Annotated in this window: 26 protein-coding genes; 19 read left to right on the top strand and 7 right to left on the bottom strand. The window is 59.8% G+C overall.

The genetic code is table 11. From position 1 onward, the window contains the following. From KOM00_RS06705 to KOM00_RS06665, 9 genes are all read left to right on the top strand, one after another. The gene (locus KOM00_RS06705) at positions 1-912 is read left to right on the top strand and encodes a type II secretion system F family protein (protein WP_216498121.1); all 912 of its coding nucleotides are present in this window, start codon (positions 1-3) and stop codon (positions 910-912) included. Between the two features lie 154 nt (positions 913-1,066). Beyond that, complete coding sequence (locus KOM00_RS06700) at positions 1,067-1,978, top strand: Ig-like domain-containing protein (protein WP_216498120.1); 912 nt, start codon at positions 1,067-1,069, stop codon at positions 1,976-1,978. Between the two features lie 34 nt (positions 1,979-2,012). Further along, positions 2,013-2,615 (top strand): outer membrane beta-barrel protein, encoded by a 603-nt coding sequence (locus tag KOM00_RS06695; protein ID WP_216498119.1) that lies wholly within the window; start codon positions 2,013-2,015, stop codon positions 2,613-2,615. Further along, positions 2,616-2,954, top strand: coding sequence for a DUF192 domain-containing protein (locus tag KOM00_RS06690; protein ID WP_216498117.1), 339 nt, complete (start codon positions 2,616-2,618; stop codon positions 2,952-2,954). It begins immediately after the preceding gene. A 245-nt stretch (positions 2,955-3,199) separates the two neighbouring features. Further along, complete coding sequence (locus KOM00_RS06685) at positions 3,200-4,819, top strand: DUF2339 domain-containing protein (protein ID WP_216498115.1); 1,620 nt, start codon at positions 3,200-3,202, stop codon at positions 4,817-4,819. Then, positions 4,816-5,829, top strand: coding sequence for a glycosyltransferase family 2 protein (locus KOM00_RS06680; protein ID WP_216498113.1), 1,014 nt, complete (start codon positions 4,816-4,818; stop codon positions 5,827-5,829). Before KOM00_RS06685 ends, KOM00_RS06680 begins: the two co-directional genes overlap by 4 nt. Positions 5,830-5,831: 2 nt before the next feature. Further along, complete coding sequence (locus KOM00_RS06675; protein WP_236026807.1) at positions 5,832-6,467, top strand: class I SAM-dependent methyltransferase; 636 nt, start codon at positions 5,832-5,834, stop codon at positions 6,465-6,467. A gap of 45 nt (positions 6,468-6,512) precedes the next feature. After that, positions 6,513-8,087: a hypothetical protein gene (locus tag KOM00_RS06670; RefSeq protein WP_216498109.1), complete on the top strand. Its 1,575-nt coding sequence runs from the start codon at positions 6,513-6,515 to the stop codon at positions 8,085-8,087. 74 nt (positions 8,088-8,161) lie between these two features. Beyond that, positions 8,162-10,801 (top strand): hypothetical protein, encoded by a 2,640-nt coding sequence (locus tag KOM00_RS06665; RefSeq protein WP_216498107.1) that lies wholly within the window; start codon positions 8,162-8,164, stop codon positions 10,799-10,801. Position 10,802: 1 nt separating this feature from the next. Here the strand turns inward: KOM00_RS06665 and KOM00_RS06660 are convergent, their stop codons facing one another. Continuing rightward, complete coding sequence (locus KOM00_RS06660; RefSeq protein WP_216498106.1) at positions 10,803-11,243, bottom strand: PaaI family thioesterase; 441 nt, start codon at positions 11,241-11,243, stop codon at positions 10,803-10,805. Between the two features lie 41 nt (positions 11,244-11,284). Here KOM00_RS06660 and KOM00_RS06655 point away from each other — a divergent pair, with 41 nt between their 5' ends. The 3 genes from KOM00_RS06655 (at position 11,285) to KOM00_RS06645 (ending at position 13,102) form a co-directional block, all read left to right on the top strand. After that, positions 11,285-11,611: a hypothetical protein gene (locus KOM00_RS06655; RefSeq protein WP_216498105.1), complete on the top strand. Its 327-nt coding sequence runs from the start codon at positions 11,285-11,287 to the stop codon at positions 11,609-11,611. 229 nt (positions 11,612-11,840) lie between these two features. Then, positions 11,841-12,494, top strand: coding sequence for a hypothetical protein (locus KOM00_RS06650; RefSeq protein WP_216498104.1), 654 nt, complete (start codon positions 11,841-11,843; stop codon positions 12,492-12,494). 140 nt (positions 12,495-12,634) lie between these two features. Then, positions 12,635-13,102, top strand: coding sequence for a hypothetical protein (locus KOM00_RS06645; RefSeq protein WP_216498102.1), 468 nt, complete (start codon positions 12,635-12,637; stop codon positions 13,100-13,102). Between the two features lie 6 nt (positions 13,103-13,108). On the opposite strand, the gene KOM00_RS06640 is transcribed toward KOM00_RS06645, so the two are convergent. After that, positions 13,109-13,639 carry a GNAT family N-acetyltransferase gene (locus KOM00_RS06640; protein ID WP_236026789.1) on the bottom strand — a complete coding sequence of 177 codons (531 nt, stop codon included), beginning with the start codon at positions 13,637-13,639 and terminating at the stop codon, positions 13,109-13,111. 452 nt (positions 13,640-14,091) lie between these two features. Between KOM00_RS06640 and KOM00_RS06630 the strand changes: the two genes are divergently transcribed. Continuing rightward, positions 14,092-14,373, top strand: a complete 282-nt coding sequence (locus KOM00_RS06630; protein WP_216498097.1) for a hypothetical protein — start codon at positions 14,092-14,094, stop codon at positions 14,371-14,373. 178 nt (positions 14,374-14,551) lie between these two features. Here KOM00_RS06630 and KOM00_RS06625 read toward each other — a convergent pair whose 3' ends face one another. After that, complete coding sequence (locus KOM00_RS06625; RefSeq protein ID WP_216498095.1) at positions 14,552-14,980, bottom strand: PEP-CTERM sorting domain-containing protein; 429 nt, start codon at positions 14,978-14,980, stop codon at positions 14,552-14,554. A gap of 333 nt (positions 14,981-15,313) precedes the next feature. Further along, on the bottom strand, positions 15,314-16,690 hold the full coding sequence (locus tag KOM00_RS06620; RefSeq protein ID WP_216498094.1) for a sigma-54-dependent transcriptional regulator: 1,377 nt from the start codon (positions 16,688-16,690) through the stop codon (positions 15,314-15,316). Positions 16,691-16,831: 141 nt separating this feature from the next. On the opposite strand from KOM00_RS06620, the gene KOM00_RS06615 reads away from it, so the two are divergent. The 4 genes from KOM00_RS06615 to KOM00_RS06600 all read left to right on the top strand — a co-directional run bounded on the left by KOM00_RS06615 (position 16,832) and on the right by KOM00_RS06600 (position 19,999). Further along, complete coding sequence (locus KOM00_RS06615) at positions 16,832-17,602, top strand: slipin family protein (protein ID WP_216498093.1); 771 nt, start codon at positions 16,832-16,834, stop codon at positions 17,600-17,602. Positions 17,603-17,833: 231 nt separating this feature from the next. Then, positions 17,834-18,574, top strand: a complete 741-nt coding sequence (locus KOM00_RS06610) for a class I SAM-dependent methyltransferase (protein ID WP_216498092.1) — start codon at positions 17,834-17,836, stop codon at positions 18,572-18,574. Further along, positions 18,553-19,359, top strand: coding sequence for a dolichyl-phosphate beta-glucosyltransferase (locus KOM00_RS06605; RefSeq protein WP_216498090.1), 807 nt, complete (start codon positions 18,553-18,555; stop codon positions 19,357-19,359). The genes KOM00_RS06610 and KOM00_RS06605 overlap by 22 nt, the downstream gene beginning before the upstream one ends. 124 nt (positions 19,360-19,483) lie before the next feature. After that, entirely contained in the window at positions 19,484-19,999 is a 516-nt protein-coding gene (locus KOM00_RS06600; protein WP_216498088.1) for a ferritin, read from the top strand. Between the two features lie 452 nt (positions 20,000-20,451). Here the strand turns inward: KOM00_RS06600 and KOM00_RS06595 are convergent, their stop codons facing one another. Beyond that, complete coding sequence (locus KOM00_RS06595; RefSeq protein WP_216498087.1) at positions 20,452-21,519, bottom strand: peptidylprolyl isomerase; 1,068 nt, start codon at positions 21,517-21,519, stop codon at positions 20,452-20,454. 191 nt (positions 21,520-21,710) lie between these two features. Here KOM00_RS06595 and KOM00_RS06590 point away from each other — a divergent pair, with 191 nt between their 5' ends. Beyond that, complete coding sequence (locus KOM00_RS06590) at positions 21,711-21,947, top strand: YtxH domain-containing protein (protein ID WP_216498085.1); 237 nt, start codon at positions 21,711-21,713, stop codon at positions 21,945-21,947. Positions 21,948-21,988: 41 nt separating this feature from the next. On the opposite strand, the gene ptsP is transcribed toward KOM00_RS06590, so the two are convergent. Further along, a complete protein-coding gene (gene ptsP, locus KOM00_RS06585) occupies positions 21,989-24,331 on the bottom strand; it encodes a phosphoenolpyruvate--protein phosphotransferase (protein WP_216498084.1) in 2,343 nt (780 codons plus the stop codon). Between the two features lie 156 nt (positions 24,332-24,487). Here ptsP and KOM00_RS06580 point away from each other — a divergent pair, with 156 nt between their 5' ends. Then, complete coding sequence (locus tag KOM00_RS06580) at positions 24,488-25,279, top strand: tetratricopeptide repeat protein (RefSeq protein ID WP_216498083.1); 792 nt, start codon at positions 24,488-24,490, stop codon at positions 25,277-25,279. A gap of 333 nt (positions 25,280-25,612) precedes the next feature. Here KOM00_RS06580 and KOM00_RS06575 read toward each other — a convergent pair whose 3' ends face one another. Continuing rightward, on the bottom strand, positions 25,613-26,716 hold the full coding sequence (locus KOM00_RS06575) for an NAD(P)-binding domain-containing protein (RefSeq protein WP_216498082.1): 1,104 nt from the start codon (positions 26,714-26,716) through the stop codon (positions 25,613-25,615). Between the last annotated feature and the right edge of the window lie 162 nt (positions 26,717-26,878).

Below are 26,878 nucleotides of genomic sequence, written 5' to 3'. Positions count from 1 at the left end.
ATGGTTTTAGCTATAACCGCAGCCGTGTTCATCGCCATCGTGCTACTCACCGTAGCCGCTATCTACCCGTACCTGTCGCGACGCAGCGTGGTCCAGGGCAGGCTCGATAAGTTCGAAGTGCAGGAAGTGAGCAAAGTCGAGCTGGTTTCCGAAACGCCCAAATGGTACGACCAGCTGGGGCAATTGGGCAGGTCCCTGAAACTGTCACCCAAGGAGCAGGGGAAATACACGAAGCTCCTGGTGGCTGCCGGGTACAAGCGGGAGAGCCTCTTCGTTTTCTTCGGCTGCAAGATCCTGCTCGCCGTACTTCTCCCGGGCGCCTTCGTGGTTTTATACGTCATGGCCAAGGGGCTGGAGCTGAACAGGATGATGCTCCTGGTGACGATAATGCTGGTCATAGTCGGCTACCTGGCGCCCAGCTACTGGCTGATGCGCCAGTACAACGAGCGGAAGTTGAAGATCTTTCACACCCTTCCGGACATACTCGACCTGCTCACCGTATGCGTGGACGCCGGGCTCAGCATGGATGCGGCGCTTATCAAGACGACGGAGGTCCCCCAGTTCGCCAAGGACCCGCTCGCCATGGAAATCAAGGTGGCAAGCATGGAGACCAGGGCGGGGAAGCCGCGCATCGAGTCGCTCAAGGACATGGCGGAGCGGACCATGGTAGACGACGTCAAGTCGTTCGTCACCATGCTGGCGCAGACCGAGAGGTTTGGCACCAGCCTGAGCCAGGCCCTCACCGTTCACGCCGACACCCTGCGCACCAAGAGACGGCAGCTGGCCGAGGAGGCCGCCGCCAAGACCACGATCAAGATGATCTTTCCGCTCATCCTGTTCGTTTTTCCGGCTCTTCTAGTCGTGATCCTCGGGCCGGCCTACGTCCAGATCAGTAAGACACTTTTCAAATAATCCGTTGCACCACAACCAAGGAGGCAAGTCATGCACTTCGATTTAAACAGCGCTGTTTTGATGGTGATCGCGGTCGAACTGGCTCTCATCTATTCCAGGCTCTGCAAGAAGTAACAAAACTTTGCTATCAGCTCGTTCAATATGAGGAGGGGGCATGCGATATTTTTATAAGGTTGTACTCATACTTCTGCCTGTTTTAGCTCTTGCATTGGGCGGTTGCGGTGGCAGTTCCAGCGGCAGTTCCGACCCCTTCACCCCAGGAACGGGGACCCCCACCACACCAACCGGGGCCGGGACCATTCTCTCCTACAACCTCACCTTGAGCGTTACCCCGACCTCCGGAACAGGGACCACCGTGGGGCCCAACAGTATCGTCATTGCGACCGTCACGCTGACCGACTCCGAAGGCAACCCGGTTGCCAACCAGCCGGTCAAGTTCGAGTCCGTGGACGGACCGGTCACCATCGATCCTGCCATCATCACTACGGACTCCAATGGAAAGGCGATAAACTTTCTCCGGGCGGGATCAAGCACCACCTCGGCGGTTGATGTCATCGTGAAGGCGTCCTCGACGGTGAAAGGCCAGTTCGTCACCTCCGTTGCCATATTCAAGATCATGCGCAGCGAAACCAACGTCATCAAGTTCATTACCACCAAGAGTCCCACCGACCCCGATGGGACATTGAACACGCTCAAGGTGACCCTGGATGCGGTCGCGCTCCCTTCTCCACCGAGGACCATACTGCAGTTGGTGCCGTTCCAGATTCTGGACAACAACGGCATCGCCAGGACCCGTGTGCCGGTAACGATCAGCATCTACAGTCAAATCGGTAATTGCCCGGTCTTCATCGATTCCCCTGAAACCGCTACGCGGACAGTAACCACGGATGATAACGGCATCGGCATATTCAACGCAGGGGTAACCATCGACGTTCCGCCGATGGGGAGTGAAAATGCCTGCTCTATTATCTACAAGGCCGAGGCTCCTGACATAAACAACGTTGCGGCTACCATATTCTCCTACGGCGGTTTCATCGCCACCCTGGAGAACTTGCAGCCCAAATAACGCTCGATACGATCATCTGTACCAAGGAGGCCTGATGCGCGTCATCTCTTTCACACTGGTCCTGCTGCTCCTGCTGATATCCAACGCCATGGCCGACGGCATCCAAGGGCGTATCGGCCTGACCGGCAAGGTCGGCTTCCTGATGCCGGTGCAGGACGACTTCATCACCGGGGTCGAAGACACCAACACCGGCCTTGCCGCAGGCGGGGGAATTATCTATGGCATCGGCAAGAACGTAGCCGCCGAAGTTGACATCATGCACGTACCGACCCTTCGCGTGGAGGCGGCAGGTGCGAAGGTCGGCGAGGCGTCCATGACCGACATCTCGCTGGGACTGCAGTACCGCTTCACACCGGAAAAGCCCCTGGTCCCTTACCTCGGAGCCGGGGTCGATTTCATCAAGGGGAAATTCACCAACGTGGCCGACCGCAGGTACGGCCTGGAGTGGACTACCGGCGGGCACGTCAGTGCAGGCGTTGATTACTTTGCCACCAGGGGGATCGCTCTCACCGCCGAACTGAAGGGTGTCTTTGCCCCTGCCGGGAACATCAAGAGCACACCGCAGGAATACAACCCCAACAGTTTCGTTGGCACGGTCGGGGTGCGCCTGTTCCTGCCGGAAAAGATCTTCGACTAGATGAGGGCAATAGACCACACTTCGGGCAGAGAACTGGCCCGGACGGTCTGCGTAGCGGAGAGCTTCCTGGCGAGGCTTAAGGGGCTGCTCGGCAGGGAGGAACTCCCGCCGGGGCAGGGGCTTTGGATCAAGCCCTGCAAAAGCGTCCATACCTTCGGGATGAAATTCCCGATAGACGTCGCCTTTCTGGACGGGGAACTGCGGGTGGTGGCGCTCGTCACGCTCGCCCCCAACCGTGTATCCGGCTTCCACCCCAAGGCGTCCAGCGTGCTCGAGCTGCCGGCCGGCACGCTGGACCCGTCGGCAACCGTCGTCGGCAACAGGATCGAGATCGCCTGAATGCTGAGGGGGCGGGTGCTCGCCGCCTCCCCTCCCGCCAGTCCCCCTCTCCCCCCGGGAGAGGGTGCCCGAAGGGCGGGTGAGGGCACTGCCGGATGCTGTTATCTTGCCCTTTGGGCAACTCCCTCATCATGGCCCTCTCGCTGAGGGGCGAGGGGATGTCACCTATGCTGCTGAAGATCATGCCTTATAAGGAATAATTTATCGATGTGGTTGCGCCACTTTGGCGGTGAACGTTGATCCCTATGAACTGTCCCAGCAGCGCCCCCCGCGGCGGCATTCCTCGCCAGCTTTTGTTGTTTCTGCTCTTCCTGGTCGGTATCTGTGCGGCCGCGGTCTACATCGGCGCCGTTCCCACCCGCAAGTTCGGACACGACATCTTTTTCCTGCTCGACAACGGCTGGCGGGTATTCACGGGGCAGCGCCCGCACCTCGATTTCACGAGCCCCTGGGGACCGCTTTCCTTCCTGGTGGTCGGGGCCGGCATGGCGGCGGCCCAGCACTCCGTCGATGCCATAGGTTACGGCAACGCGATGTTCGCCTGCATCGCCGGGGTCTGGGGCTATCTGCTGTGCCGTGACACGGTGCCGTACTGGCCCAGGTTCCTGGTCTGCCTCTACCTGGCACTGCTGGTAGTCTCCCCGTACTCGCTTGGGTGGGGCCCGCTCAACTCGAGCCACGCCATGTTTTACAACCGCTACGGCTACGCGCTGCTCGGCGTACTGATGATCGAGGCGTTGCCCTGGGGTGACGGCCTTCTCCGGGGGAGTCGTGCGGAACTGCTCGGTGGCGTATCCACGGGAGCGGTCGCCGCTTTCGCCCTGTTCCTGAAGGCGAATTTCTTCGCTGCGGCGCTCCTTCTGATCGGCGCGTCTTTTCTGTGGAGGGGGGGCGTCGTCAAACAGCGCCTGGCCGGTATCGCGGCTGGTTTCATCCTGGCGACCCTCGCCTTCCTGGCGTACCTCCAGTTCGACCTCGGCGCGATTCTCAGGGACCTGGACATAGCCGCCGGTGCGCGGGCGAAAAGCTTCAGCTATGCCGAACTGGGCCGCAAGTTTTCCCTCAACGCCATGTACCTTCTGTTCGTGCTCCTGTTGATCATCCAGAGTGTCCGTGCCAAGGGTGGGGCGGGAACCGGGGGGCGCCTGGTCCACGGGGTCCTGCAGGGCTGTTTCGTGTTCGCCGTCGATATGCTCCTTTTATGCAGCAACCAGCAGTATTCGGAATTGCCGCTTACCGCGATCTACGCCCTCTGGGTGGCTGTCGACGTCCGGGCCTGCAACGGCATGTCCGGTAGGGGAGAGGCGACACCGGTGTCTCTCGGGGCGAAGAGCACCCTCCTGATAGGGACCGCGTTCTTCCTGGTGTCCTTTTGCACGCAGCTTACCGGCCTTGCCTACGGCTTGGTGCGCAAGGCCGCTCCCTCGGACCTCGGCTCCGTGGCACGCTTCACCGAAGCGCGCCTGGAGAGCCTTTTGCTCTACGACGATCCTGCGGAACCAGACAGTAACGGGAGGCGATACGTCGAATCGGTGAACGACGGCATGCGCCTGCTGCGGCTGAATTCGGTATCCTCCGATCGGGTCCTGACCATGGACATGATGAATCCCTTCCCGTACGCCCTGGGAAGGCCGGAGCCAAGGGGAGGCATGGCCGCGATCGCTTACAATTACACCTTCAGCGACAGCCACCGCCCCTCCGACCAGAGGTTCTTCGGGGACGCCGACATCGTCATGGTGCCGAAACGACCGGCGGCGCCGGGACGGATGCACGAGGGGTTGATGAGAATTTATCAGCCGGGGCTGCAAGCACGTTTCCGACTCGCCGCCGAGTCCAACCAGTGGTTCCTGTTCAGGCGCAAATGAGAGACTGCAACTCCGCCAACACCGTCGCCCGGGGGCTCTCCAGGTTCCCCGCCTTCCTCTACGGGTTGCTCGTCGCCGGCTTGGGGCTGGCGGTCTACCTGACCGGCGTGCTGCTCGGTTTCTTCAGGTTGTTGCTGCAGGTCGACGGCCAGTGGCTTTGGGTGGTGGACCGGATCGTCTGGTACAGCGGCATGCCGGTCGTCGCCGGCCTCATCCTTATCCTGTGCGACCTCTTCGTGCTGCTCCCTTACAAGCGCAATGACCGTATCGTGCGCTGGGCGCCTTCCCGGGAGAAGAGCCTCACCGTGGTCCTCACCGCCTTCAACGACGAGTTGAGCATAGGGATGGCCGTGGAGGACTTCGCCGCGCATCCGCTGGTACAGCGCGTCGTCGTCGTGGATAACAACAGCATTGACCGCACCGCCGAAGTCGCCCGGAAGGCCGGCGCCATCGTGGTGCACGAGCCGGTACCGGGGTACGGCAGCTGCGTCTATCGCGCCCTGCGCGAGGGACTTCGCTACACCGATACCGATCTCACCCTTTTGTGTGAAGGGGACATGACCTTCAGGGCCTACGACATCGACAAGTTCCTGGCCTACCTGCCGCACGCGGACCTTGTCAACGGCACGCGCATAAGCGAGCAACTGCGGGAGCAGCGCACCCAGTTGAGCACCTTCATGTACTACGGCAATTTTTTCGCCGGGAAGCTTCTCGAGGTGAAGCACCTGGGCAGAGGGACCTTCACGGACGTGGGGACCACCTACAAACTGTGCCGCAACCGTCCGCTCGAGCGCCTTTTGCCTTACCTGAACCCATCGATCAACCTCGAGTTCAACGCCCACCTGCTGGACACGGCGCTGGCACAGGGGCTTGCCGTCGTGGAATGCCCGATCACCTTCCACGACCGGGTCGGCTTCAGCAAGGGGGGCAACTCCAGCAACTGGAAGGCGCTGAAGGTGGGCACCCGCATGATACTTGGCATCGTCTTCGGATGGAGAAAACGGCTGTGAGCATGATAAAGAGCTACCACGAGATACGCCTCCCCTATGACCAGCGCAGGGATCTGCTCTGGGAAACGCTCTGCGACGCGTACTTCCAGCCCCTGATCCCCGAGCAGGCCTGCGTGCTGGAACTGGGGGCAGGGTACTGTCATTTCATCAACCATGTCCGCTGTGCCCGGCGCATCGCCCTCGATCAATGGGAAGGGATGCCGCAGCACGCGGCTCCCGGCGTGGAAACCATCGTCGGCAGCGCCACCGACCTGAGCCGGATTCCTGAGCGCTCGGTCGACTTCGCATTCGCCAGCAACCTGTTCGAGCACATGGACCAGGACGATTTTGCCCGGACGCTGGACCAGCTTCGCGGCAAGCTCACCCCGGGGGGGACCCTGAACCTCCTGCAGCCCAACTACCGTTTCGCCTACCGGGAATATTTCGACGATTTCAGCCACAGGACCGTGTACACCGACCGCAGCCTCAGCGACTTCCTCGCCTGTCACGGCTTCAGGGTCATCCACTGCGCTCCCCGTTTCCTCCCCCTGACCGTCAAGTCCGCTTTGCCCGTGTCACCGTTTCTGATTCGTCTCTATTTGAGGCTTCCCTTCAAGCCGTTGGGGAAACAGATGCTGGTCCGGGCGGTGGCGGCGTAGTGCGGGGGCTGCTCCCGCCATGATAACTGCTAAAGGTGGTACCGATTGAGCAACTGCGACAACAAAAAGAGCTTCCTGCTTCCGTCCATCGGCGACTTCCTCTTCATCGCCCTCTTCCTGCTCATCGCGCTGTACTCCGGCAAGAAGCTGCTCAACGACGGCGACACCGGCTACCATATCCGCGCGGGCGAGTACATGCTCAGGACCCACAGCATCCCACACCAGGACATGTTTTCCTTCCTCTCGCCCCCGCTTCCCTGGACGGCCCACGAATGGCTCTCCGAGGTGATCATGGCGCTGATTCACCAGGCCTCCGGGCTCACCGGCGTGGTCATCTTCTTCGCTTTTTTCCTGGCGCTCTCCTGTTTCCTGCTTTTCAAGATGATTCGCGCCGAGGGAGACATCCTGGTTTGCCTCTTCGTCGTTCTCCTGGTGGGCGGCGCCGCTCAACTGCACTGGCTGGCCAGGCCGCACGTTTTCTCGCTGGTCATCATGGTCGCCTGGTACTACATCCTGGACCAGTACCAATACCAGGGGAAGAACCACCTCTTCCTGTTGCCTTTGATCATGATCCCGTGGGCCAACCTGCACGGCGGCTTCATGGGGGGCTTCATCCTGCTGGGCGCGTATTTCCTCGGCAACGCCCTGGACGCCTTCTTCGGGCGCGGGGAGAAAAGGGATGAGAGCCTGCGCAGGCTGCGCCCCCTTGGTCTGGCGATAGTCGCCTGCATCGCGGCAAGCGCTGTCAACCCTCACGGGTTCCATCTCCTGCTGTTCCCGTTCCAGCTCACCTCGTCCAAGGTCCTGATGGACGGCGTTTCCGAGTTCCTGTCGCCTAATTTCCACGAGTACTACATCAAATACTTCGAGCTGCTCCTTTTCGTGCTGCTGGCCACGGTGGGGCTGTCCAGGTACAAGCTGAACCCGGTGGAGATCATTCTGGTCCTTCTCTTTACCCACATGTCGCTCTTTTCGGCACGGTACATTCCGCTCTTTGGCATCATCGTCGCGCCCATCGTCTCCAAGAGGCTGACCCTGGTGCTCAACGACTCCGAGTCCGGTTTCGCCCGCTTCCTCAAACAGAGGTCGACGAACATCGCCTCCATCGATTCCTGCACCTGGGGGTACCTGTGGCCCCTGGTGACGGTTGCGGCCGTGGTGATCTTGGCCGGCTCGGGACGGATCCATTTCCAGTTCGACCCAAAGATCAAGCCGATGGCCGCCATCGAGTTCCTGAAACGTGAGCAGATTCCGGGCAACATGTTCAACAACGACGAATTCGGGGATTGCCTGATCTACGGGGCGGCGCCGGCCTACAAGGTGTTCATCGACGGCAGGCTCGATATGTACGGCGCCGATAGGCTGAAGGAATACTTCAAGGTGATCACTTTCAAGCAGGGGTGGGAAACGATACTGGAAAAATACCGGATGTCGTGGATCATTTTCCCTGCGGATACGGTCCTTTCGCGCCACCTGCTGATCGACCCGAACTGGAAACTGATCTACGCGGACAAGGTGACCAACATCTACGTCAGGAACGTGCCTGAATACCGGTACCTCATGGAGAAGTATCCCAACGTGCGGCCCGCAGTCCAGGACGACAAGGAAGACCGGGCCTGAGCGAAGCCGAAAGGAATCACGCCGCTGGCACGGGAAGCGGTTGAAGCCCGACATCGAGTGGAGTTGACGGAGTTATGGACGATTACGTGTGGTTGAACAGAAGGGTAGACCGGGGGGGCATCGTTTGGGCCACCGTAGGCTCCCTTGCGATCCACACCCTGCTGTTTTTCGTGCTGTCGTCGACTGCGATCTATTACCCCCAGACCGGCACAACCGCCAAGTTCGACATCCTTTGGGTATCCCCTACGTCCCTCCCCATGACCGCCACCGCGACCCCCGACAAGGCCAGCAGCGCCCCCACAGCAACGGCCTCTGAACTGCCCCTGAACGCCCTTGCCGCCGTTACCCCTCCCGCTGCCGGGCCCGATGCCGCGGCAGAGCCGGACCCGGTCCCCGAGGCGGCGGAGGCGACGGGGGAAGAGCCCCAGGTAGAGATGGTGACCGCAAGGACGGCAGCGGGCAAGCCGAACCGGCCTGTGCCCGGTCCGAAGAAGATTCCGGTCCTGGTAGCAAAGGCGAAAGACGAGCCGCAGGAGGACGATAGTGCCGAGGTGGAGGAGCCTGAGACCCCGCCGCCACCCGATCCGGCCGAGGAGGCCAAGGCCAGCGAGGAGGCCGAGCGCAAGCGGCTAGCAGCATTGCAGGAGGAGCAGGATCGCCAGGCCGAGGAAGAGGCGAAACGCCAACGCAAAGTCGCCGAGAAGCAGGAGGCGGAACGCAAGGCTGCCGAGAAAAAAGAGGCGGAACGCAAAGCGGCGGAAGCGGCCAAGGTGAAAGCCGAGCAGGACAAGATCGCGCGGGAGAAGGCGCTGCAGGAGCGCAGGGCCGCAGAAAAGGCACGGCAGGAAAAACTGGCGCTCGAGCGGGAAAAGGCGGCGGCCGTGAAAGCGGAGCAGGAGCGGAAGGCTGCCGAGGCGAAAAAAGCGGAACAGGAATTCCAGGAAAAAAGACAGGCGGAATTGCAGCGTCGGGCCGCGGAGCGAGCCAGGCTGGAGCGGCTGGTTCGGGAACGCGAGCGGGTTGCAGCCGAAAAGGCGGAGCAGGAGCGTCGTGTGGCCGTCGCCAAAGCCGAGCAGGAACAGCAGGAAAAGCGAGAAGAGGAAAGGGAGCGTGTCGCCACCGAACGCGCCCGGGCCGAGCAGCTGGCACGTGAGCGGGAACAACTGGCAGCGGAAAAGGCCAGGCAGGAGCGTGAGGCGGCCGCCGAGAAGGCGGAGCAGCAGCGCCAGGCTGCGGCCGAGAAAAAGCGGCTTGCCGAAGAGGCCCTGCAGGAAAAGCGCAGGGCGGAGCAGGAGAGGAAAGCCGCCCAGCGTGCCGAGGCGGAAAGGCAAACCCGCGTGCGACAGCAACTGGAAGCCGAGAAGGCGGAGCAGCGGCGCCAGGCCGCGGCCGAGAAAAAGCAGCTTGCCGAAGAGGCCCTGCAGGAAAAGCGCAGGGCCGAGCAGGAGAGGAAAGCCGCCCAGCGTGCCGAGGCGGAAAGGGAGGCCCGCGAGCGGCAGCAACTGGAAGCCGAGAAGGCCGAACAGCGGCGCCAGGCTGCTGCCGAGAAGAAGCGGCTCGCCGAGGAGAAGAAAAAGGCTGAGCAGGAACGTAAGGCTGCCCTGCGTGCGGAGGCGGAGAGACAGGCGCGGGAACGGGAGCAACTGGCAGCCCAGCAGGCGGAACAGCGGCGCCGGGCGGCGGCCGAGAAAAAGCGGCTGGCCGAGCAGGCCTTGCAGGATAAGCGCAAGTCCGAACAGGAGCGGAAAGCCGCCCAACGTGCCGAGGCGGAGAGGGTGGCGCGCGACCGTGAGCGCCTGGCAGCGGAGAAGGCGGAACAGCAGCGTCAGGCCGCGGCAGAGAAAAAGCGGCTCGCCGAGCAGGCGTTGTTGGAGAAGAGAAAGGCAGAGCAGGAGCGGGTGGCCGCCCTGAAGGCCCAGCAGGATAAGCTGGCGCAGGAACGTGCCCAGGCGGCAGCCGCCAAGGCCGAACTGGCGCGTCTGGCGGCAGCCGAGAAGAAGAGATTGGAGCAGGAGCAGCAGGAGCGGAAGAGGGTTGAAGCAGAGCGCCTTGCCGCGCTGCGCGCCCAGGCCGAACAGTTGGCCCGGGAGCGGGTGGCCGCTGAAAAGGCGGAGCAGGCCCGTCGTGCCGCAGTGGCCGCAGCCGGGCAACTGCAAGTCCCCGTAAAGCCGGTCGAGGCAAAGAAAGAAACGGTAGGACCGAGGCCTTCAGAGAAGCCGCCGGAAGAGAAAGGGATCGTGATTCCCTCCATACACGGAGACTTGAAGCTGATTGTTGCCGGGGCACATGACGTCAAGCTCGCCGTATCCTTCAAGGAATACCCGAAGTCGAAAAGGGGGAGGGCGATGACCCGCAGCGAGTCCCGGCGCGAAAAGCAGTTGTCGCCCATCGTGGTCAAGACGCCGGAAAAGACCCGGGAGGCGATCATCGAGAAGGCAGGGGAGGGGATCTACACCTTCACCGTGGAAACCGAAGGCAAAGAGCCGGCCCCCCTCAAGTTCACCTTGAAGATCTATGAACAGAGCAAGACCGGGAGGACGAAGCAGTTGGGAGCCAAGACCATCTCAGGCAAAGGGGTGGTGGCCAGGGTGCTCATGCCGGACGGAATTCTGTGGGAAGACGACGAGGCCTTCACCGGCAGCATGCAGGACAGCGATGGCGTCACCAAGTTCAACGCCGAAACCGGCCTGGTCTGGAAGGAGTACGCGCAGTAATTCAAGGAGCACCCTTCCTCTTGACGATGAAGAATGCGTTGAACTCCGCCACTTTGGTCTCGCCGTTGAAGATCTCAGCCTCGCCGACGATCTTGCGCTCATCCTGCGGGATAGCCCGCGCCACGGCCCGTACCGAGCCTTCCCGAACCGCGGCAAAAAACTTGAGATGCAGGTCCACCGTGACGAAGTCTGATCCCTCCGGGAGGATGCTCTTGATGGCCATGGCCACTGCGGTGTCCGCAAGGGAGGTGATCGCTCCCCCGTGCATGAGCCCCACCCCTTGGGCAAGTTTCAGTTTGAAGGGCATGCTGAGCACCGCTCGTCCGTCCTTCGCCTCCTCGATCCGCATCCCCAGGTATTCCTCGAAGGGAGCGCAGCCGATCCATTCCGGGAGCCGGAACTGCGGCGCCGCGTCGGTCATATCCTCGTCGTAGTTGTACATGTGGTATCCTCTAAGCTACTCAAAATATTAAGGAGTAATGCATGAAACGGAAAGGAATCACTATGAACTGGAAGCTTGAATCGTTGGGCGCAGCCGTCATCTGTCTGGTCGTGAGCGGGTCGGCCTTTGCAGACACCCTGGTCATAAAGTACGCCTCCGGTGAGGTACAGACCGTCGCCTTGTCCGGACCCGCCAAGGACATCCAGGATATCAAGGTAGGGGAGACCTCAGTCCCCCTGTCTGAAAAAGTGAAGCAATTCCTGCTCGGGAAGCAACCCGCACCGGATCAAGCCGCGGGGAAGGAACCGCAAGCGGGCGCGAAAAAATCGGGCCCCCTTTTGCAATGGGCCCCTCCGCTTGCGGAATAGATCGGTTCCAGCCAGCCGTGCGCCCTCATATTGTCCTAAAGGTCAGCTGATTTCAATATGATAATGACCTTTTCGATTTGCTTGATTATTCCCCTCCCGCGTGCCCGGATTTTTCTCGACGAATAAATCTGCGCCTTGACAGGTTCCAGAGGTGCAGGTATTTTACTATATCGTTAGAGGAAATTAATCATAAATTGGTCTGCCCGAGGCGGGACCAAAGGAGGTGGCAATGGGGGTGCAGCGAAGGATAAAGCGTGATTATCGACGGCTCACACCAACGAAGTTCCACGCACTAGTTCTGAAGGTGAAGCATTGCCTGACCGGAAACTCGATCTTCTCTGATGATTTTTGGGGGGCCAATATCTTCATCAGGCAACTATTTTTCGAGAAGGCGGCTCTTTACGATGCAGCCTACCGAGCGGCCAGCAATGGAGATCGTGCGCTTATTCGGGAGCGGGACAAGATCATGGAGGAATTGGTAGTCATCCTCGAGGAAATAGCACCGCTTCTGGAAGCTGCTTCCATTCGTAATCCGGATGCGCTTTTCACCACCGGCTTCACCGTGACCCAGGAGCGTAGAAGTCACACCAGGGTAAAATTGCCCCTCGTTTCTCCTAACGATTTGAACGTGGTGAACACTGCAGAGCAGGGGAGGGCGGTTGCTACCGCCAGTACCATGCCGGGCGCTTTCAATCACGAGATTCAGATCAATAGAGGCAATCCCTCAGTGGAGGCAGACTGGTTTCACAAGTCGATCTTCCCCGATGCCTCAAACATGAACCTGGAAAACCTGGAAGCGGGGAACACCTTCTTCAGGATGAGGCACCACGGTTCCGATGGTCCTGGACCCTGGTCCCCTACCGTGAGCGTAACCATCACCTGATTTACATTTCGGTTCCGGAGGGTGCCACCAAGGCACCCTCCATCATACCCACACCCTCCCGGCGGCACCCCCCACATCCTCACTGACTCTTGGCTCTCCCTCATCCACATCGACGAATTCTCCCCTAAGCGATTTGATGTTTGCCCCTCCTAGATCCTGTTATCCATCATCTACGAAGGAAGATTGCCAGATACATAGCCGATAGGGCATTTACACAAAATCCTTTACACGCCCAAAGGCGCACCAGCGACTACAAAGAACGCAGGAGCGATTACAAAGATAGGGGGCGCGATTACGAAGAAGGGGATCGCGACTACGAAGAAGGGGATAACGACTACAAAGAAGGTGATCGCGACTACGAAGAAAGGGATCGCGACTACAAAGAAAGGGATCGCGACTGCGAAGAAAATGATCGCGACTGCGAAGAAAGGGATCGCGACTGCGAAGAAAGGGATCGCGACTGCGAAGAAAGGGATCGCGACTACAAAGAAAGGGATCGCGGCTACAAAGAAGGTGATTGCGACCACAAAGAAGTGGATCACGACTGCGAAGAAGTGGATCACGACTACGAAGAAGTGGATCGCGACTACGAGGAACGTACCGGCTAGCCTGCGTCAGCCATCGACGGGATGGTTTGGCGTATCTAGCAACAACTGGTAGAAAGCCAAATCGAGCCAGCGGCCGAACTTGAAGCCGACTTGCGGTAGCGTGCCGACGTGCCTAAAGCCAAGCTGCTCATGCAGCGCTATGCTTCCGGCGTTGGTCGCATCAATGCCGCCTATCATCGCATGAACGTCATTGTCTCGGGCCGCAGCTATCAGCTCTTGCATAACCGTCCGGCCGAGCCCATGACCACGATGATCCTTATGCACATATACCGAGTGTTCCACCGTGTACTTGAAGGCCGGAAAACCTCGGAAGATGCCATAGCTTCCAAATCCCAGCAGCACTCCACTGCTGTCCTCTATCCCGATTACCGGAAAACCGCCCGCCCGTTTGGCTTCGAACCACTCGGCCATGAACTGGCGCGTCCGGGGCTTGTAGTCATACAGCGCGGTCGAGTTCAAGATCGCCTCGTTGAAGATTTCCAGTATCGCATCCGCATGTCGCTCAAAGTCGCAGCGCACGATAGATACTTCGCTCATCATTAGTTCCTAGATCTTAAAGTTTTTTCCAGTACCTTGGCTTTCGATGCATGCGCGCAATGGCTACAACGACAATTTCAAAGAGGCAACAGCTCCCCCCCCTTGAACGCCTGCAACTAGTTGATCACCTGCTCCAATCGTTGGACGCTTCGCTACCTTTCCACGTGGCTAGCTTAAATTAAAAGGTTGTATAAGTCAAAGAAGGATAGCTCGTCCTGTACAGCTCGAACTGCTGGCGTCCCCGAAAGGCGACAGGACCCGATCAATATCGGGAGGGAAAGGTGGATATCCCTAATCGTTCGATACGTGCACTGAAAATCTCAAGAATGCCGGGCGGGAACTATCAGTTGAGGGGGCGGTACCTGCTGGATGAAGAGAAGGAGGCCTCGTAAAATCTGGTAAAATGTTTACCTGCAGCGATACCGCTGCAAAAACTGGAAAGGAGGAACACCATGGCGTATCTCGAGATCACGTTGAAGGTGTCCGATGAAAATCGGCCCGCCGCCGCTGGAGTGTACAAAAAATACAAGGAACCATTCCTGAAGCAGATCAAGGGGGCGCAGTCGAAGCAACTGCTCGTCAGGGAGGAGGACGTGCAGGTTCTGCACGGTTTCGCCACTGTTGCCGATGCCAAAGCCTACCTCGAGAGCAAACTCTTCACGAAAGATGTCGTGGCGGAACTTAGCCCATACCTGCAAGACCAGCCCGAGGTTCGCATCTATGAAGTCATTTAAGTCCTGAAAAGCGCTTCCCTAAACTAATGACAAAAGGCACCTGGGCTTTGCCGGTGCCTTTTGTCATTAGGGTGCTGGGGGATAGGCTGTGGGGATTTTAGATCCCCTGGTGGATGGATGATGATCTACTGACAGCGGACCGGCGGGAAGATCAACGGATGATTAAAGCGCCAAAGAATCAACGGCCGCGTTTGTGCAACCGCCATCTAGCCAGTCCAAGAAATCCGACGCTTAAGAGCAGCAAGGTTGATGGCTCGGGCACCGGCGCGGCCTCTGAAACCTGTCCGGAGCGAACGGCCATGCCAGGGAGAAGGGGGCTGGCCTCGTGGCCCACGTCCTCGCCATCCACGTACTGGAAGCCAAAGTAGGTATCGAAGTACCAGGCGTAGTTCGGAATTCCAGAGGCCTCCGTGCCCGACCAGTACGAGGTCGACTGCAAATGCTGGAATGGACCGTCATTGACCAGCCCCCAGCCTGGTTGATAGTTACCGCTGGTGTCATAATACCCTTTGTTTCCCAGTTCGGTGTAATAGAGATGCCCGAACTCGGAGGTAGCAATATTAAAGCCGCACCCCGAATTAGTTAGATCATCCACCGAGGTAGGCAAGCGCCAGTTGCTGTCGGTCCAGTTGACACTGTAGCCGGACGTATTGATGTTGGTGAGTACGCTTCCCAGCCCGGATGCCCAGGATACCTGATCAACCCAGAGGTTTGTGCTGTTGCTATAATCCAGCCAGACCGTTGAACCGTTGGGACCGTCGTTGTCCCAGATCAGGTTGTAGCTGACACCCTGATAGCTTGCAGTGCCGATGGCAATTCAAAGGGCTTTTGAGAAAATGTAAGGACTTAATTGTTTGCCTGTTTCAGGATTGGATTAAAAAGGTAAGGACTCTATTGTCGATGTAAGGACTTAAATTGTCTCCGGACAGCAACGACGAGTCTACATCGGCATGCCGAGGCGGCGCATCTTTTCGACGAGAGTGGTTCGGTTGATGCTCAACATGGCGGCGGCACGGGCTTTGACGCCGCCGGCCAACTGCAGCGCCTCGCCGATCATGCGCTTCTCGATCTCGTTGATGGCTTGGACCATGTCGATGCCGGCCGGGGTGACGCTCACGGAGTGGGAGCCTTCCTGGTAGTTCTTGACTATGTTGGCGGGAAGATCGCGCAGGGTGATGACGTCGCCTTCGGTGAGGGCAACGATCCGCTCCACAATGTTCTCCAACTCGCGCACGTTGCCGTTCCACGGATACGCCTCCAACGCCTCCAACGCATCCTTGTCCAGGTGCATGATGGGACGCTGCATGGAACGGCAGTTCTTCTCCAGGAAATGCTTGGTGAGGGGGAGGATATCCTCGATCCGCTCGCGCAGGGGCGGGATCAGGACCGGGATGACGTTCAGCCGGTAGAAGAGGTCCTCACGGAAGTTGCCGCGCGCGACTTCTTCCTCGAGGTTCACGTTGGTGGCGGAAATGACCCGCACGTCCAGCTTGATCTGCTTGTTGGAACCGACCCGCTCGACTTCCTGCTCTTGCAGCACGCGCAACAGTTTGGTCTGCAGGTGCATCGGCAGGGTGCCTATCTCGTCCAGGAAGATGGTGCCGTTGTTGGCGGCCTCGAATTTTCCCACCTTCTCCTTCACCGCGCCGGTGAAGGCTCCCTTAACGTGTCCGAACAGCTCGCTCTCCAGAAGGTTCTCAGGAATGGCGGAACAGTTCACCGCGATGAACGGCTTGTCTTTGCGGTTGCCGTTGAAGTGGATCGCCTTGGCGACCAGCTCCTTACCGGTGCCGGACTCGCCCAGGATGAGGACGGTGGAATCGGTCTTTATGATCCTCTTCATGCGCGAGAAGAGCTGCTGCATGGCCTGCGAGTTCCCGATGATGTTGGCGAACTCGTACTTCTCCCGCAACTGCTTCTTGAGGTAGACGTTCTCGCTTAACAGCTGCCCCTTTTCCACGGCCTTGTCGATGATGATGCGGAGCTCTTCGATGTTGAGGGGCTTGGTGATGTAGTCGTAGGCGCCTTTTTTCATCGCTTGCACGGCGGTTTCGGCGGAACCGTGGCCGGTGACAAGGATGACTTCGGTGCGCGGGGAGTCCTGTTTTACACGGGTCAGGATGTCGATGCCGTTAACGTCCGGCAGGAACAGGTCGCTGATGACGATGTCGAACGGCTCGCCGGCCAACAGGTCGAGCCCCTCCTTGCCGCTGGAGCACCCCTTGATCGCAAAGCCGCTCGCCTTGAGCAGGATGAGCATCGCCTCGCGGCTGCCGTCGTCGTCTTCTATGAGCAGTATCTTGATGTTCGGTTTCATTCGGAAATTTCCCATAGTTAGAGTTTTCTTCAATAACATGGATGAGCGGATTTGGCAATACGGCAATTTGACGTAAGGCCCTGTTTCGATATACTTGGGCGGGTTTTCAGGCTTTAATAAGAGCTGTAAACGGAGGGAATCATGAACGTCGTGAACCTGTTTCCGGTCCTGGTGGTACTGTTCCTGATAGTTGCTTTTCTTGCCAATGCCGTCCGCATCCTCCCCGAGTACGAAAGGGGGGTGCTGTTCCGGCTCGGCCGGGTCAAGAAGGTGCGCGGCCCCGGCCTCGTACTGATCATCCCTGGCATCGACAGGCTGGTCCGGGTTTCGCTGCGCATCGTGGCCATGGACGTTCCCTCCCAGGACGTAATCACCCATGACAACGTTACCGTCAAGGTTTCCGCGGTCATCTACTTCCGCGTGATCGACGCGGTGCGGGCCGTGGTCGAGATGGAGAACTACCTCTACGCGACCAGCCAGCTCTCTCAGACCACCCTCAGGAGCGTGCTGGGGCAGGTCGACCTCGACGAGCTCCTCGCCAACCGGGAGAAGATCAACCGGGAACTCCAGGAGATCTTGGACCGGCAGACTGAGCCATGGGGGGTGAAGGTGTCGACGGTCGAGGTGAAGAACATTGACCTGCCGCAGGAAATGCAGCGTGCGATAGCCAGGCAGGCGGAGGCGGAGCGCGAGCGGCGCGCCAAGGTCATCCACGCAGAAGGCGAGCTGCAGGCTTCCGAGAAGCTGGCCCAGGCGGCCAAGGTGATGGCGGACGAACCGATGTCGCTGCAGCTTCGCTACCTGCAGACTCTGACCGAGATCGCGGCTGAGAAGAACTCGACCACCATCTTCCCCGTGCCCATCGACCTGATCAAGATATTCATCGACAAGATGGGAACGAACAAGGGTTAGTTGAAGCTGCGATCCGCACCGATGGTGGCCTCTCCTCCCATCCTCTGCCCCCCTCCCAAAAGGAGAGGGGGAATGCTCATAGGGGAGGGGCATGCTCATGCACCGGGAGAGCTGGTGTGGATGTTTGGGAGGGCTGCCTGTAACAAAACAGCAATCATTGACTTATGCCCCGCTGATGTGAGACATTGGCGCAATCTTATCCTGGACTGACAAAGGCAGGGTCACGGTCGGATGGATCTCAAAGAGGCTCAGGCAGGACACCAAAAGAGGCACCCGTGGGAGACCTCCCGACTGGATGCTTTGCGCGATATCCTTTCGGGGCATCTGGCCGAGGGGGTGCGGGTCCTCGATGTCGGCTGCGGCGACGGTTTCGTTGCCGAAACTCTTTTCAAGGATAACGCCGTCCGATCAATCACCGCCGTTGACTGCAACCTCTCCGAGGAACAACTGGGTGCGTTCGCGGCGAGAAAGACCGGTATCTCCTTCCGCAAAGAGTTGCCCGACGAGGGGAACTTCGACCTGGTCCTGCTTCTGGACGTGCTCGAGCATATCGAGAAGGACGGCGCTTTTCTCAAGGACGTGGTGAACCGGCACCTCGCGTCCAAGGGCCTCGTCCTCATAACGGTGCCCGCTTTCCAAGCCCTCTTCAGCGGGCACGACGCCTTTCTCGGACATTATCGTCGCTACAGCCTCTCGCAGTTGCTGCGCCTGGTCGAAGGGGCGGGGTTGAAGGTCCGGCGCTCGGGCTACCTGTTTTCCTCCTTGCTGTTGCCGATGCTGGTACTCTTCAAGCTATTTGGTTCGGCTGTCTCCTCTGAAGGGGTTGGGCGTTGGGGAAGGGGGGCGCTGCTAACTTCTCTGATTCACCAGGCGCTGAAGCTCGACAACAAGATGCTGCTTGCCGCGGGCCGGTTTGGGATAAAGATACCGGGCCTCACAGGATGGGTGCTGTGCGAAAAACAAGGATCGTAGTCCCCTGTTACAACGAATCGCAGCGCCTCCTGCCGCAGGCTTTCCTCTCCGCCCTGCACACCGATCCCTCCTTGTCCTTCCTCTTCGTCAACGACGGCAGCACGGACGGCACCTTGCAGGTACTCAACTCCATCAGGGACGAAAATCCCGCCCAGGTCGAGGTGATCGATCTGGAGAGCAACTGCGGCAAGGCGGAGGCTGTCCGGCGCGGGATGTTGGAGGCGAGTGCGGGGGCTTTCGACTACGTTGGGTACTGGGATGCCGACCTGGCAACGCCGCTCGAGGTCATCCCCGAGTTTTGCGCGGTACTGGAGCAGCGCCAGGTCGACGCCGTGCTGGGGGCGCGCGTTCGGCTCTTGGGCAGGAGGATCAAGCGCAGAGCCCTGAGGCACTACCTGGGCAGGATCTTCGCCACCTTCGCTTCGCTGCTTTTGGGCATGAACATCTACGATACCCAGTGCGGGGCCAAGATCTTTCGCAACTCGACGGCGTTGCAAATCGTCTTCTCCAGCCCGTTCAAGGTCAGTTGGATTTTCGACGTGGAGATGCTGGCGAGGTTTCCGTTGGTGCTGGAATTGTCCAGCGCCGAGGTGAGCGACAACTGGGTGGAATTTCCGCTGCAAGAATGGCGGGATGTCAAGGGATCCAAGGTTTGCGGCGCGGATTACCTGAAGGCCGTGGCCGAGTTCGGCACTCTGTTTTATTACCTGAAGACGCCGGCCAGCAAGGCCTACAAACGCTACCTACACGGGTGGGGCCGTCGACCCATAGATTCCCGGACCTGACCCGCACTACCTGCCTCGCGTATACCTTGCTTGCCAACGGCACAGCCTTGGGTAACATAGAACGTGCATCATCGAGACGAATATTCCAGACTACGTGCTATTTGATTACAAGGAGGAGAACCTGATGCTGACCGAAAAGATTTGCACCGCTCTCAATAAACAGCTCAACAACGAACTTTACTCTGCCTATCTTTACCTTTCCATGTCTTCCTATGCCGCTTCCATCGGACTCAAAGGGAGCGCCAACTGGTTCATGGTTCAGTACCAGGAAGAGATGGTTCATGCTATGAAGTTTTATAACTACATCAACAGCCGCGGTGAGCACGTGAAGCTGCAGGCGATCGCCGCGCCTCCCGAGGAGTTCAAGAACCTGCTGGACATGTTCGAGCAGACCTTGAAGCACGAGCTCACCATCACCTCCTCGATTAACGATCTTACCGACCTCGCCCTCTCCGAAAAGGACCACGCCACCAACATCTTCCTGCAGTGGTTCGTCACCGAGCAGATCGAAGAGGAGGAGAACGACAGGGACATCATCGGGAAGCTCAAGCTGATCGGGGACAACGGGCAGGGGCTGCTGATGCTGGACAGCGAGCTGGCGACCAGGGTCTTCGTGCCGCCGCCGACAACGGCGGCGTAAATAAAAGCAAAATCCCCCCTGTTCCCCCTTCGCAAAGGGGGAGCGTCAGTTCGCGGGCATCAAATGCCACGCCCTCACCCCCTCCCCTCTCCCGGCGGGAGAGGGGAGATGGAACAAAGCACCGTAGATTGTGATCCCCTCGCCCTGTGGGAGAGGGAAGATTGGACAAAGCACCGCAGGTGGTGATCCCCTCGCCCTGTGGGAGAGGGTGCCCGAAGGGCGGGTGAGGGGGGTGCCACGAAGTGAGAGTGGTTGCGGTTGCCGCGCCCTCACCCCTGCCCCTCTCCCGGGGGGAGAGGGGAGAAGAGAGATGGGCAAGCGCCGCAGGTGATGATCCCCTCGCCTTGTAGGGAGAGGGGAGATGGGATAGAGAGAGCACGATAAAAAAAGGGCCCGGTATACCGGGCCCTTTTCGTTGATGACTCTGTCTTTGGATGTGCCGCCGCGGACTTTTATTCTTTCTCGATCTTGGCGGTCTTCCTCAGTGTGTCCACCAGGCTGGACACTTCCTGCTGCACTTTCTGCCGTTTCAGGAAGTCGGTGATCTTGTCCTTCACGTTCTCGAACTTCTCGGCGCCCGCCTCCTGCTTGTCGGTCACCTTGATGATGTGGTACCCGAACTCGGACTCGACCACGCCGCTTACCTCGCCTTTCTTGAGGGCGAAGGCCGCTTTCTCGAAGGCGGGAACCATTTCACCGTGGCCGAAAGCACCGAGGTCGCCGCCCTGGCTGGCGGAGGGGCAGGAAGATTCGGCTTTGGCGATGGCCGCGAAATCCTCGCCCGCTTTCACACGCTTTAGCAGCGCCTCCGCCCTTTCCTTGGCGCGCTTGCGCTCCTCCGGCGTCGCCTTCTCGTCGGCACCTACCAGGATGTGGCTGGCACGAACCGCTTCCGGCTGCTTGAAGTACTGGTCCTTGTTCTCCTCATAGAACTTCTTGGCCTCGGCATCGGTGGCCGCCGCCTTGGCGGTGAACTTCTGCTCGATGAAGTTGTTGATGACGATGTCCTTGCGGGTGAAGTCCTGCATGTCCTGCATGGTCATGTCGACGCTTTTCAGGGCTTCGATGAACTCCTCGTCGGTCTTGAACTTGGCGCGGTTCAGAGACACCTTGTCGTTGACCTGCTTGTCCAGGTCGGGTATTTCGAGCTTGGCGGCTTCCTGGTACAGGAGCTCCACGGAGGTGAGCTGCTCCAGTACGGCGGATTCGGCCTCCTTCTGGGCCTCGGGCGCCAAGGGTTGTTTCACCTGGCTTTGCGCCAGCATGACCTTGAGGGCGCGGTCCATGTCAAGCTTGGTGATCACGGCGCCGTTGACGCGGAGCACGGCGATGTTGGCGGGGTGCTGGGACTGATGGGACAGTGCCTTTTGCTGCTGCTCTTTCGCCACCTCAGAGGCTTCCTTGAGCGGATCCTTGGCCGCGCTACCTGCGGCCTCCTCGGCTAGAGCACCGGCGGGAAGCGTCAAGGCCAAAAGCAGGGCGGCAACGGCAGGCACAGTGGATTTATTGAAGGAAAACATGCATATCTCCTTTGGGGATTTTTATCAGCGGATAGTAGCATCTAATTCTGTCCAATTCAAATCAGAAAACGGGATGGCAGGAAAAGCGTCATTATTTGTTGTTGGGGGTTTTATTGCGCTGCGGAATGTGATAAGAATGACTGCACATTTTTCTCCGGTTATAACTTCCAGAACCAAAAGGAGCATACGACATGTCGAAGAAAAGCGAACAGGCCGCACTGCTGGCCTTCCTGGCCGGAGCCGCGGTAGCTGCGGGTGCCGCTCTCCTCTTTACCCCGAAAACCGGTCGCGAGGTCCGCGAGAAGCTTGGCGAAGCCAAAGACGAGGCGCTTGACAAGCTGAAAGGGTGCGTGAAAAACGCGAAGCTGCGCTCCAGGAAGAACGGCTCCGATCAGCTGAACTACGACGGCGGCGACTGCTGGATATAAAGTAGAGAGGCCGGGTCCCTTGCGGGGCCCGGCCTTCGTTTTCAAAGCCCCAGTTCCCGCTGGGTCGCTTCCAGGTATTCCCTTATCGACTGGGCGCTCTCCATGGCGAGCACCCGGTCGCCGATCTCCCGTGCCTTTTTCAGGGTTATGCGGCGCACCGCCTCCTTCACCCGGGGGATGTTGGGCGCCGACAGGCTGAAGCTGCGCAGGCCAAGCCCCATGAGCAGTATCGCGTTGATCGGCTCTCCCGCCATCTCGCCGCAGAGCGACGCCGGCTTGCCCGCGCCCGCGGCGGCATCCGCCACCTTCTTGATGGAACGCAGCACCGCCGGATGGTACGGGTCGTACCATTTCCTCACCCTCGGGTTGTTGCGGTCGCAGGCCAGGGTGTACTGGATCAGGTCGTTGGTCCCGATGCTGAGGTAATCGACCTCCTTCACCAGCATGTCGGCCACGAGCACCGCCGCCGGCAGCTCGACCATCACACCCAGCCCGATCCGGGCGTCGAAACTCCTTCCATCGCGGGTCAACTCTTCCTTCACCTGTGCCAGGATCGCCTTGATGCGCCGCACCTCGTCCACCCCCGAGATCATCGGGAACATGAGGGTGCACTTCCCGGACGCCGACGCGAGCAGGATGGCGGCCAGCTGCTCCCTGAGGATGTCCTCCCGGTCGAGCGACAGGCGCATGGAGCGCCACCCAAGGAACGGGTTGTCCTCCTTGGGGTGCGGGAAGTAGGAGAGCCCCTTGTCGCCGCCGATGTCGAGGGTCCTTATGTTGACCGGCAGCCCCGGGAACCCTTCCAGCACCTTGCGGTAGACCGCCGCCTGCACCTGGCGCGAGGGGAGGGAAGAGCGGGTCATGAAGGGGAACTCGGTACGGTACAGGCCGACCCCCTCGGCCCCGTGCAGGTGCGCCACCTTGAGATCGCTCAGGAGACCGATGTTGGCCAAAAGCGTGACGGTGCAGCCGTCCGGGGTGCAGGCGGGGAGGTCGCGGATTTCCTCGAGGGCGCGCTGCTTCAGGTCGAACTCGCCCTGCAGCCGCACGTATTCCTGCTTCACGCTCTGGTCCGGGTTGACATAGACGCACCCGGAGTTTCCGTCCACCACCACCTCGCTGCGCACGCCGACCCGCTGCAAGAGCCCCTCCACGCCGAAGACGGCGGGGATGCCAAGGGCGCGTGCCATGATGGCTGAGTGGGCGTTCTGGTTCCCCTTTTCCGTGGCGATGCCGATCACCTTGCCGTGATCCATGATGGCGAGGTCCGAGGGGAGCAGTTCGCGCGCCACGATGATGCGCTCGTCGCGCAGCCGCTCACGGTGGCTGCTGTGGCCGTTCAGGGCGTCGCAGATCCTGCGCCCGATGTCTTCCATGTCGGCGGAGCGCTCGCGCAGGTACGGGTCCTCCATCCTGGCGAAGGCGGAGACGTAGGCCTCTACCACCTGGCTCACCGCGCGGTGGGCGCCGAGCCCTTCCTCTATGAGTGCGGTGATCTTCGCGATGAAGCCGCGGTCCTCGAGGATCATCAGGTGGCTGTGGAAGATGGCGGCGTCGGCCTCGGAGAGGATCTCCCCCATCCGCTTTTCCATGTAGATGGTATGGATGCGGGCCTTCTCCAGGGCTTGGTGAAACATGTTCAGCTCTTCCGAGCGGGGGCGGGCGCGTTCCAGGACCGCCTCTTCGCTCGGGCCCCTGTGGTGCAGGATGGAGACCTTGCCCAGGGCGAAGCCAGGGGATATGCCGATCCCGGTAAGGGCGGAGGAGGAGGGGGACTTGCGCGCGGAGCGTCCCCCTTCTTTGAGTACGCCGTTCTTCCTGAGACGGTCCACCTCGGCGGCGTAGAAGGCACGCTCCTCCTCCTTCTTGCGGATGGAGTCGAGCAGTTTGGCGTTGGAGACGATGCTGGAGATCTGCCAGGCTATGGTGGAGACGGCGCTGATCTCCTGGGGGGTGAAGGTCCGTGCCTCGCGATTCTGGATGACCAGGACACCCATCGGGTTGTCGCGCTCGAAAAAGGGGACGCCCAGGAAGGAGAGTACCTTCTCTTCCTTGGTCTTGCGGAAGTACTTGTAGCGGGGGTGCCTCGGGGCGTTGTCGGTGGCGACCACGCCGCGCTGTTCAACGGCCAGGCCGGTCAGACCCTCGGAGACCTTCATGGTGATGCCGACCGAAAGCCTGGAAAGGCCGCGGGTGGCGTGCAGGCGCAGAGTCTCCCCGTCCTCCTCCAACAGGTAGATGGAGCAGACGTCGGAGGACATCCTCTTAGCCACCAGGTTAACGATGTTGTCCAGAGTCTCCTGCAGATCGTGGGACTGGAGAATCAGCGCGCTGATATCCTCCAGTGTCCTCAGTCCCAGTTGCTCACCAGCCTCCTCTGGCATTGCCTTCCCCTTTAGCGTGTGATTGCTGCAGTATAGATGAGAAAAATGATATGTGAAAGGTTTTAATGCATTTTGAGTCGCTCTTAAGTTGGCAAAGGGAGCGCTTCCTGTTATAGTGTGCGCCAATGAAATCCGATTGGAGTCGTGGAGGTGGCAATGGCAACAACTTTTGATGAAAAGCTGGCAAACGGCATAGCGCAGATGGAGTCCGGCGAATACGCCAAGGCCATCGAGGCTTTCAAGGGTTGCACCGCGCTGGAGCCCCAGAACGCGGAGGGGTACTTCTACCTCGGCGAGGCATACTCCGAAGCTGGGCAGGTTGATGACGCCATCGCCGCCCTCAAGAAGGGGCTGGAACTGGCCCCCGGCGACCTGGATGGTCTGACCGCCCTGGGGGACGTCTACTTCGAATCGGGCAAGCACAAGGACGCCCTGGGCTGCTATCGCAAGGTGACCGAACTGCAGCCCAAGGATTGCGACGGCTACGTCAGCATGGGGCTCGTCTACAACGCTATGGAGCGCGCCGACGATGCGCTCAAGGCCTTCGAGAGGGCGCTGGAGCTCGACCCGTCCAACGTCTTCGCGCTGAACGCCATGGGCGACCTCTACTACGGGCTGGGCGACAACGAGAAGGCGATCGCAGCCTACCACCGCGGCATCGAGATCGACCCCACCGACGCCACCGCCCGCTTCAACCTGGGCGAGCTCTACTACGATATGGACGACCTGGAGGCGGCCGAGCGGGAGACCCTTGAGGCGATCCGTCTCGACCCCGACTTCACCATGAGCTACCTGACCCTGGGCAACATCTGCATCGACCAGGACCGCACCGCGGAGGCCATCAAGCACTTCGAGAACTACCTGAAACGTGAGCACTCGCCCCAGGCGAGGGAGATGATCGCGGAGGTGAAGGCGGTCATCGAGGGGCTCAAGGAGGAGATGAAGTAGGCTATTAGGGGCCAGGGACTAGGGATTAGCTGGAATCAACAATTAGATAAGCAGAAGGGGAGCCGATTTGGGCTTCCCTTTTTTCGTTCGTAGACGAAACCCCCTCGCCCCTTGGGAGAGGGGAAGGGGTGAGGGCGTTGCTTGAGGCGAGTTCGTCCCTTCGTGGCGACGCCCTCACCCTGGCCCTCTCCCGGAGGGAGAGGGGAGGTGGATAGAGTGGGGATGCGGTGAAAGAAGTTGCTTGAGGGCAAGTGCGTCCCTTCGTGGCGACGCCCTCACCCTGGCCCTCTCCCGGAGGGAGAGGGAAGGGTGGACGGAGAGGGAAGGGGGCGCTTACTTCTTGATCTTCTTGAGGATCGCCTCGATCACGTGGTGCGCGTCGTTCACGGCGGTGTAGATCAGGTTGGGATGACGCTCTTCGTGGATGGCGCCCTGGCTGATACGCATGTAGGAGGGGGAGATGGCCCCACCGATCACGTAGACTCCCTTCCTGGTGGACTCGAAGTCGGCGGTGAGCAGGAGCAGCCGATCACCTTCCTTGGCCACCTGGCACACTCCCTCGGCGCAGGCGATGGTCTGCACGCCGATCTTGTCGTAGATGGAGGTGGGGCCCTGGCTGCCGATGCAGGCGATCACGTTCTTCATCGGGAAGCTCATGGCGTGGTAACGCTCGATGCCGCCGGCCATCTTGTCCTCGCTGACCCGGATCACCAGCCGGTCCACACCCTCGTCGTCCACTTCGCCGATGCGAGGGGTGGCGCCGGGGAGCAGCCTGATGTTGCCGCCTAAAAGGATCTCCTCGCCCAGTCGCTGCGCGGTCTCCTTGTTCACGTCGAAGGTCTCCGCCATGTGCGCCCAGTACACCGGCTCCTTGTCGTTGGCGTTCCTCTTTTCCTTCAGGATGGAGATGATCACGTCGGCGGCCGAATTGCCCCCGCCGATGACCAGGGTGCGCACGCCGATGTATTTCTTCGGGTCGTCGAGCCCCTTGGCGACCATCTTGGCGTCGCCGTAGACGGAGAGTTCCTTGGGAATGGAACTGCCGAAGGCGAGGAGCACCTTCCTGGCCTGGAAGGTCCCCTTGGAGGTGTGCACCTTCAGGTAGTCGCGCCCTTCCTCGATGTTCTCGAACTGGGTGTCGGTCAGTACGTTGAGCCCCTCGTGCTGGACGAAGTGCTGCACGTACTGGATGTATTTTTCCACTGTGACCGGCTTGTCGGGCGGGCGCAGTTCCTCGACCAGGAAAGGCTCCGGGTTCTCCTTGGGTTTGGACGGGTAGACGTTCTTCCCCTCGGGGTAGGTATTGGCGATGCCCTGGAAAATCGATTTGCCCGACTCGATCAAGATATGGCTCAGGCCGTTTTTGTGGCACAAGTAAGCGGCCGCCACACCGCCGGGGCCTCCGCCGACGATTAGTACATCGTATTTCTGATCCATGTTGCTCCTCGCGGGTCCCTCACGGGGGATTTCGGTAACGCATCAACTATACACGCTTCAAGGGGCCCTTCCTAGCAATAATGAGAACGCTGCTTGGCAAAGCTTCAGCATCGGGTAGTATTTGATGGCAGTCGGAAAAATACTACGATCGCGAAGGAGGAG

Source organism: Geomonas diazotrophica (assembly GCF_018919385.1).
Classification (GTDB): domain Bacteria; phylum Desulfobacterota; class Desulfuromonadia; order Geobacterales; family Geobacteraceae; genus Geomonas; species Geomonas diazotrophica.
Note: the sequence above shows the minus strand (reverse complement) of the source record. Positions and strands in the feature narration are given on the sequence as shown.

What these genes read in the sequence shown, in the direction of transcription:
- KOM00_RS06640 (WP_236026789.1), bottom strand. Translation starts at nt 13,639, where the DNA reads ATGAGCGAAGTATCTATCGTGCGCTGCGACTTTGAGCGACATGCGGAT.
- KOM00_RS06665 (WP_216498107.1), top strand. Translation starts at nt 8,162, where the DNA reads ATGGACGATTACGTGTGGTTGAACAGAAGGGTAGACCGGGGGGGCATC.
- KOM00_RS06675 (WP_236026807.1), top strand. Translation starts at nt 5,832, where the DNA reads ATGATAAAGAGCTACCACGAGATACGCCTCCCCTATGACCAGCGCAGG.
- KOM00_RS06700 (WP_216498120.1), top strand. Translation starts at nt 1,067, where the DNA reads ATGCGATATTTTTATAAGGTTGTACTCATACTTCTGCCTGTTTTAGCT.
- KOM00_RS06695 (WP_216498119.1), top strand. Translation starts at nt 2,013, where the DNA reads ATGCGCGTCATCTCTTTCACACTGGTCCTGCTGCTCCTGCTGATATCC.
- ptsP (WP_216498084.1), bottom strand. Translation starts at nt 24,331, where the DNA reads ATGCCAGAGGAGGCTGGTGAGCAACTGGGACTGAGGACACTGGAGGAT.
- KOM00_RS06610 (WP_216498092.1), top strand. Translation starts at nt 17,834, where the DNA reads ATGGATCTCAAAGAGGCTCAGGCAGGACACCAAAAGAGGCACCCGTGG.
- KOM00_RS06685 (WP_216498115.1), top strand. Translation starts at nt 3,200, where the DNA reads ATGAACTGTCCCAGCAGCGCCCCCCGCGGCGGCATTCCTCGCCAGCTT.
- KOM00_RS06600 (WP_216498088.1), top strand. Translation starts at nt 19,484, where the DNA reads ATGCTGACCGAAAAGATTTGCACCGCTCTCAATAAACAGCTCAACAAC.
- KOM00_RS06595 (WP_216498087.1), bottom strand. Translation starts at nt 21,519, where the DNA reads ATGTTTTCCTTCAATAAATCCACTGTGCCTGCCGTTGCCGCCCTGCTT.
- KOM00_RS06655 (WP_216498105.1), top strand. Translation starts at nt 11,285, where the DNA reads ATGAAACGGAAAGGAATCACTATGAACTGGAAGCTTGAATCGTTGGGC.
- KOM00_RS06615 (WP_216498093.1), top strand. Translation starts at nt 16,832, where the DNA reads ATGAACGTCGTGAACCTGTTTCCGGTCCTGGTGGTACTGTTCCTGATA.
- KOM00_RS06705 (WP_216498121.1), top strand. Translation starts at nt 1, where the DNA reads ATGGTTTTAGCTATAACCGCAGCCGTGTTCATCGCCATCGTGCTACTC.
- KOM00_RS06680 (WP_216498113.1), top strand. Translation starts at nt 4,816, where the DNA reads ATGAGAGACTGCAACTCCGCCAACACCGTCGCCCGGGGGCTCTCCAGG.
- KOM00_RS06660 (WP_216498106.1), bottom strand. Translation starts at nt 11,243, where the DNA reads ATGTACAACTACGACGAGGATATGACCGACGCGGCGCCGCAGTTCCGG.
- KOM00_RS06590 (WP_216498085.1), top strand. Translation starts at nt 21,711, where the DNA reads ATGTCGAAGAAAAGCGAACAGGCCGCACTGCTGGCCTTCCTGGCCGGA.
- KOM00_RS06690 (WP_216498117.1), top strand. Translation starts at nt 2,616, where the DNA reads ATGAGGGCAATAGACCACACTTCGGGCAGAGAACTGGCCCGGACGGTC.
- KOM00_RS06620 (WP_216498094.1), bottom strand. Translation starts at nt 16,690, where the DNA reads ATGAAACCGAACATCAAGATACTGCTCATAGAAGACGACGACGGCAGC.
- KOM00_RS06630 (WP_216498097.1), top strand. Translation starts at nt 14,092, where the DNA reads ATGGCGTATCTCGAGATCACGTTGAAGGTGTCCGATGAAAATCGGCCC.
- KOM00_RS06575 (WP_216498082.1), bottom strand. Translation starts at nt 26,716, where the DNA reads ATGGATCAGAAATACGATGTACTAATCGTCGGCGGAGGCCCCGGCGGT.
- KOM00_RS06580 (WP_216498083.1), top strand. Translation starts at nt 24,488, where the DNA reads ATGGCAACAACTTTTGATGAAAAGCTGGCAAACGGCATAGCGCAGATG.
- KOM00_RS06650 (WP_216498104.1), top strand. Translation starts at nt 11,841, where the DNA reads ATGGGGGTGCAGCGAAGGATAAAGCGTGATTATCGACGGCTCACACCA.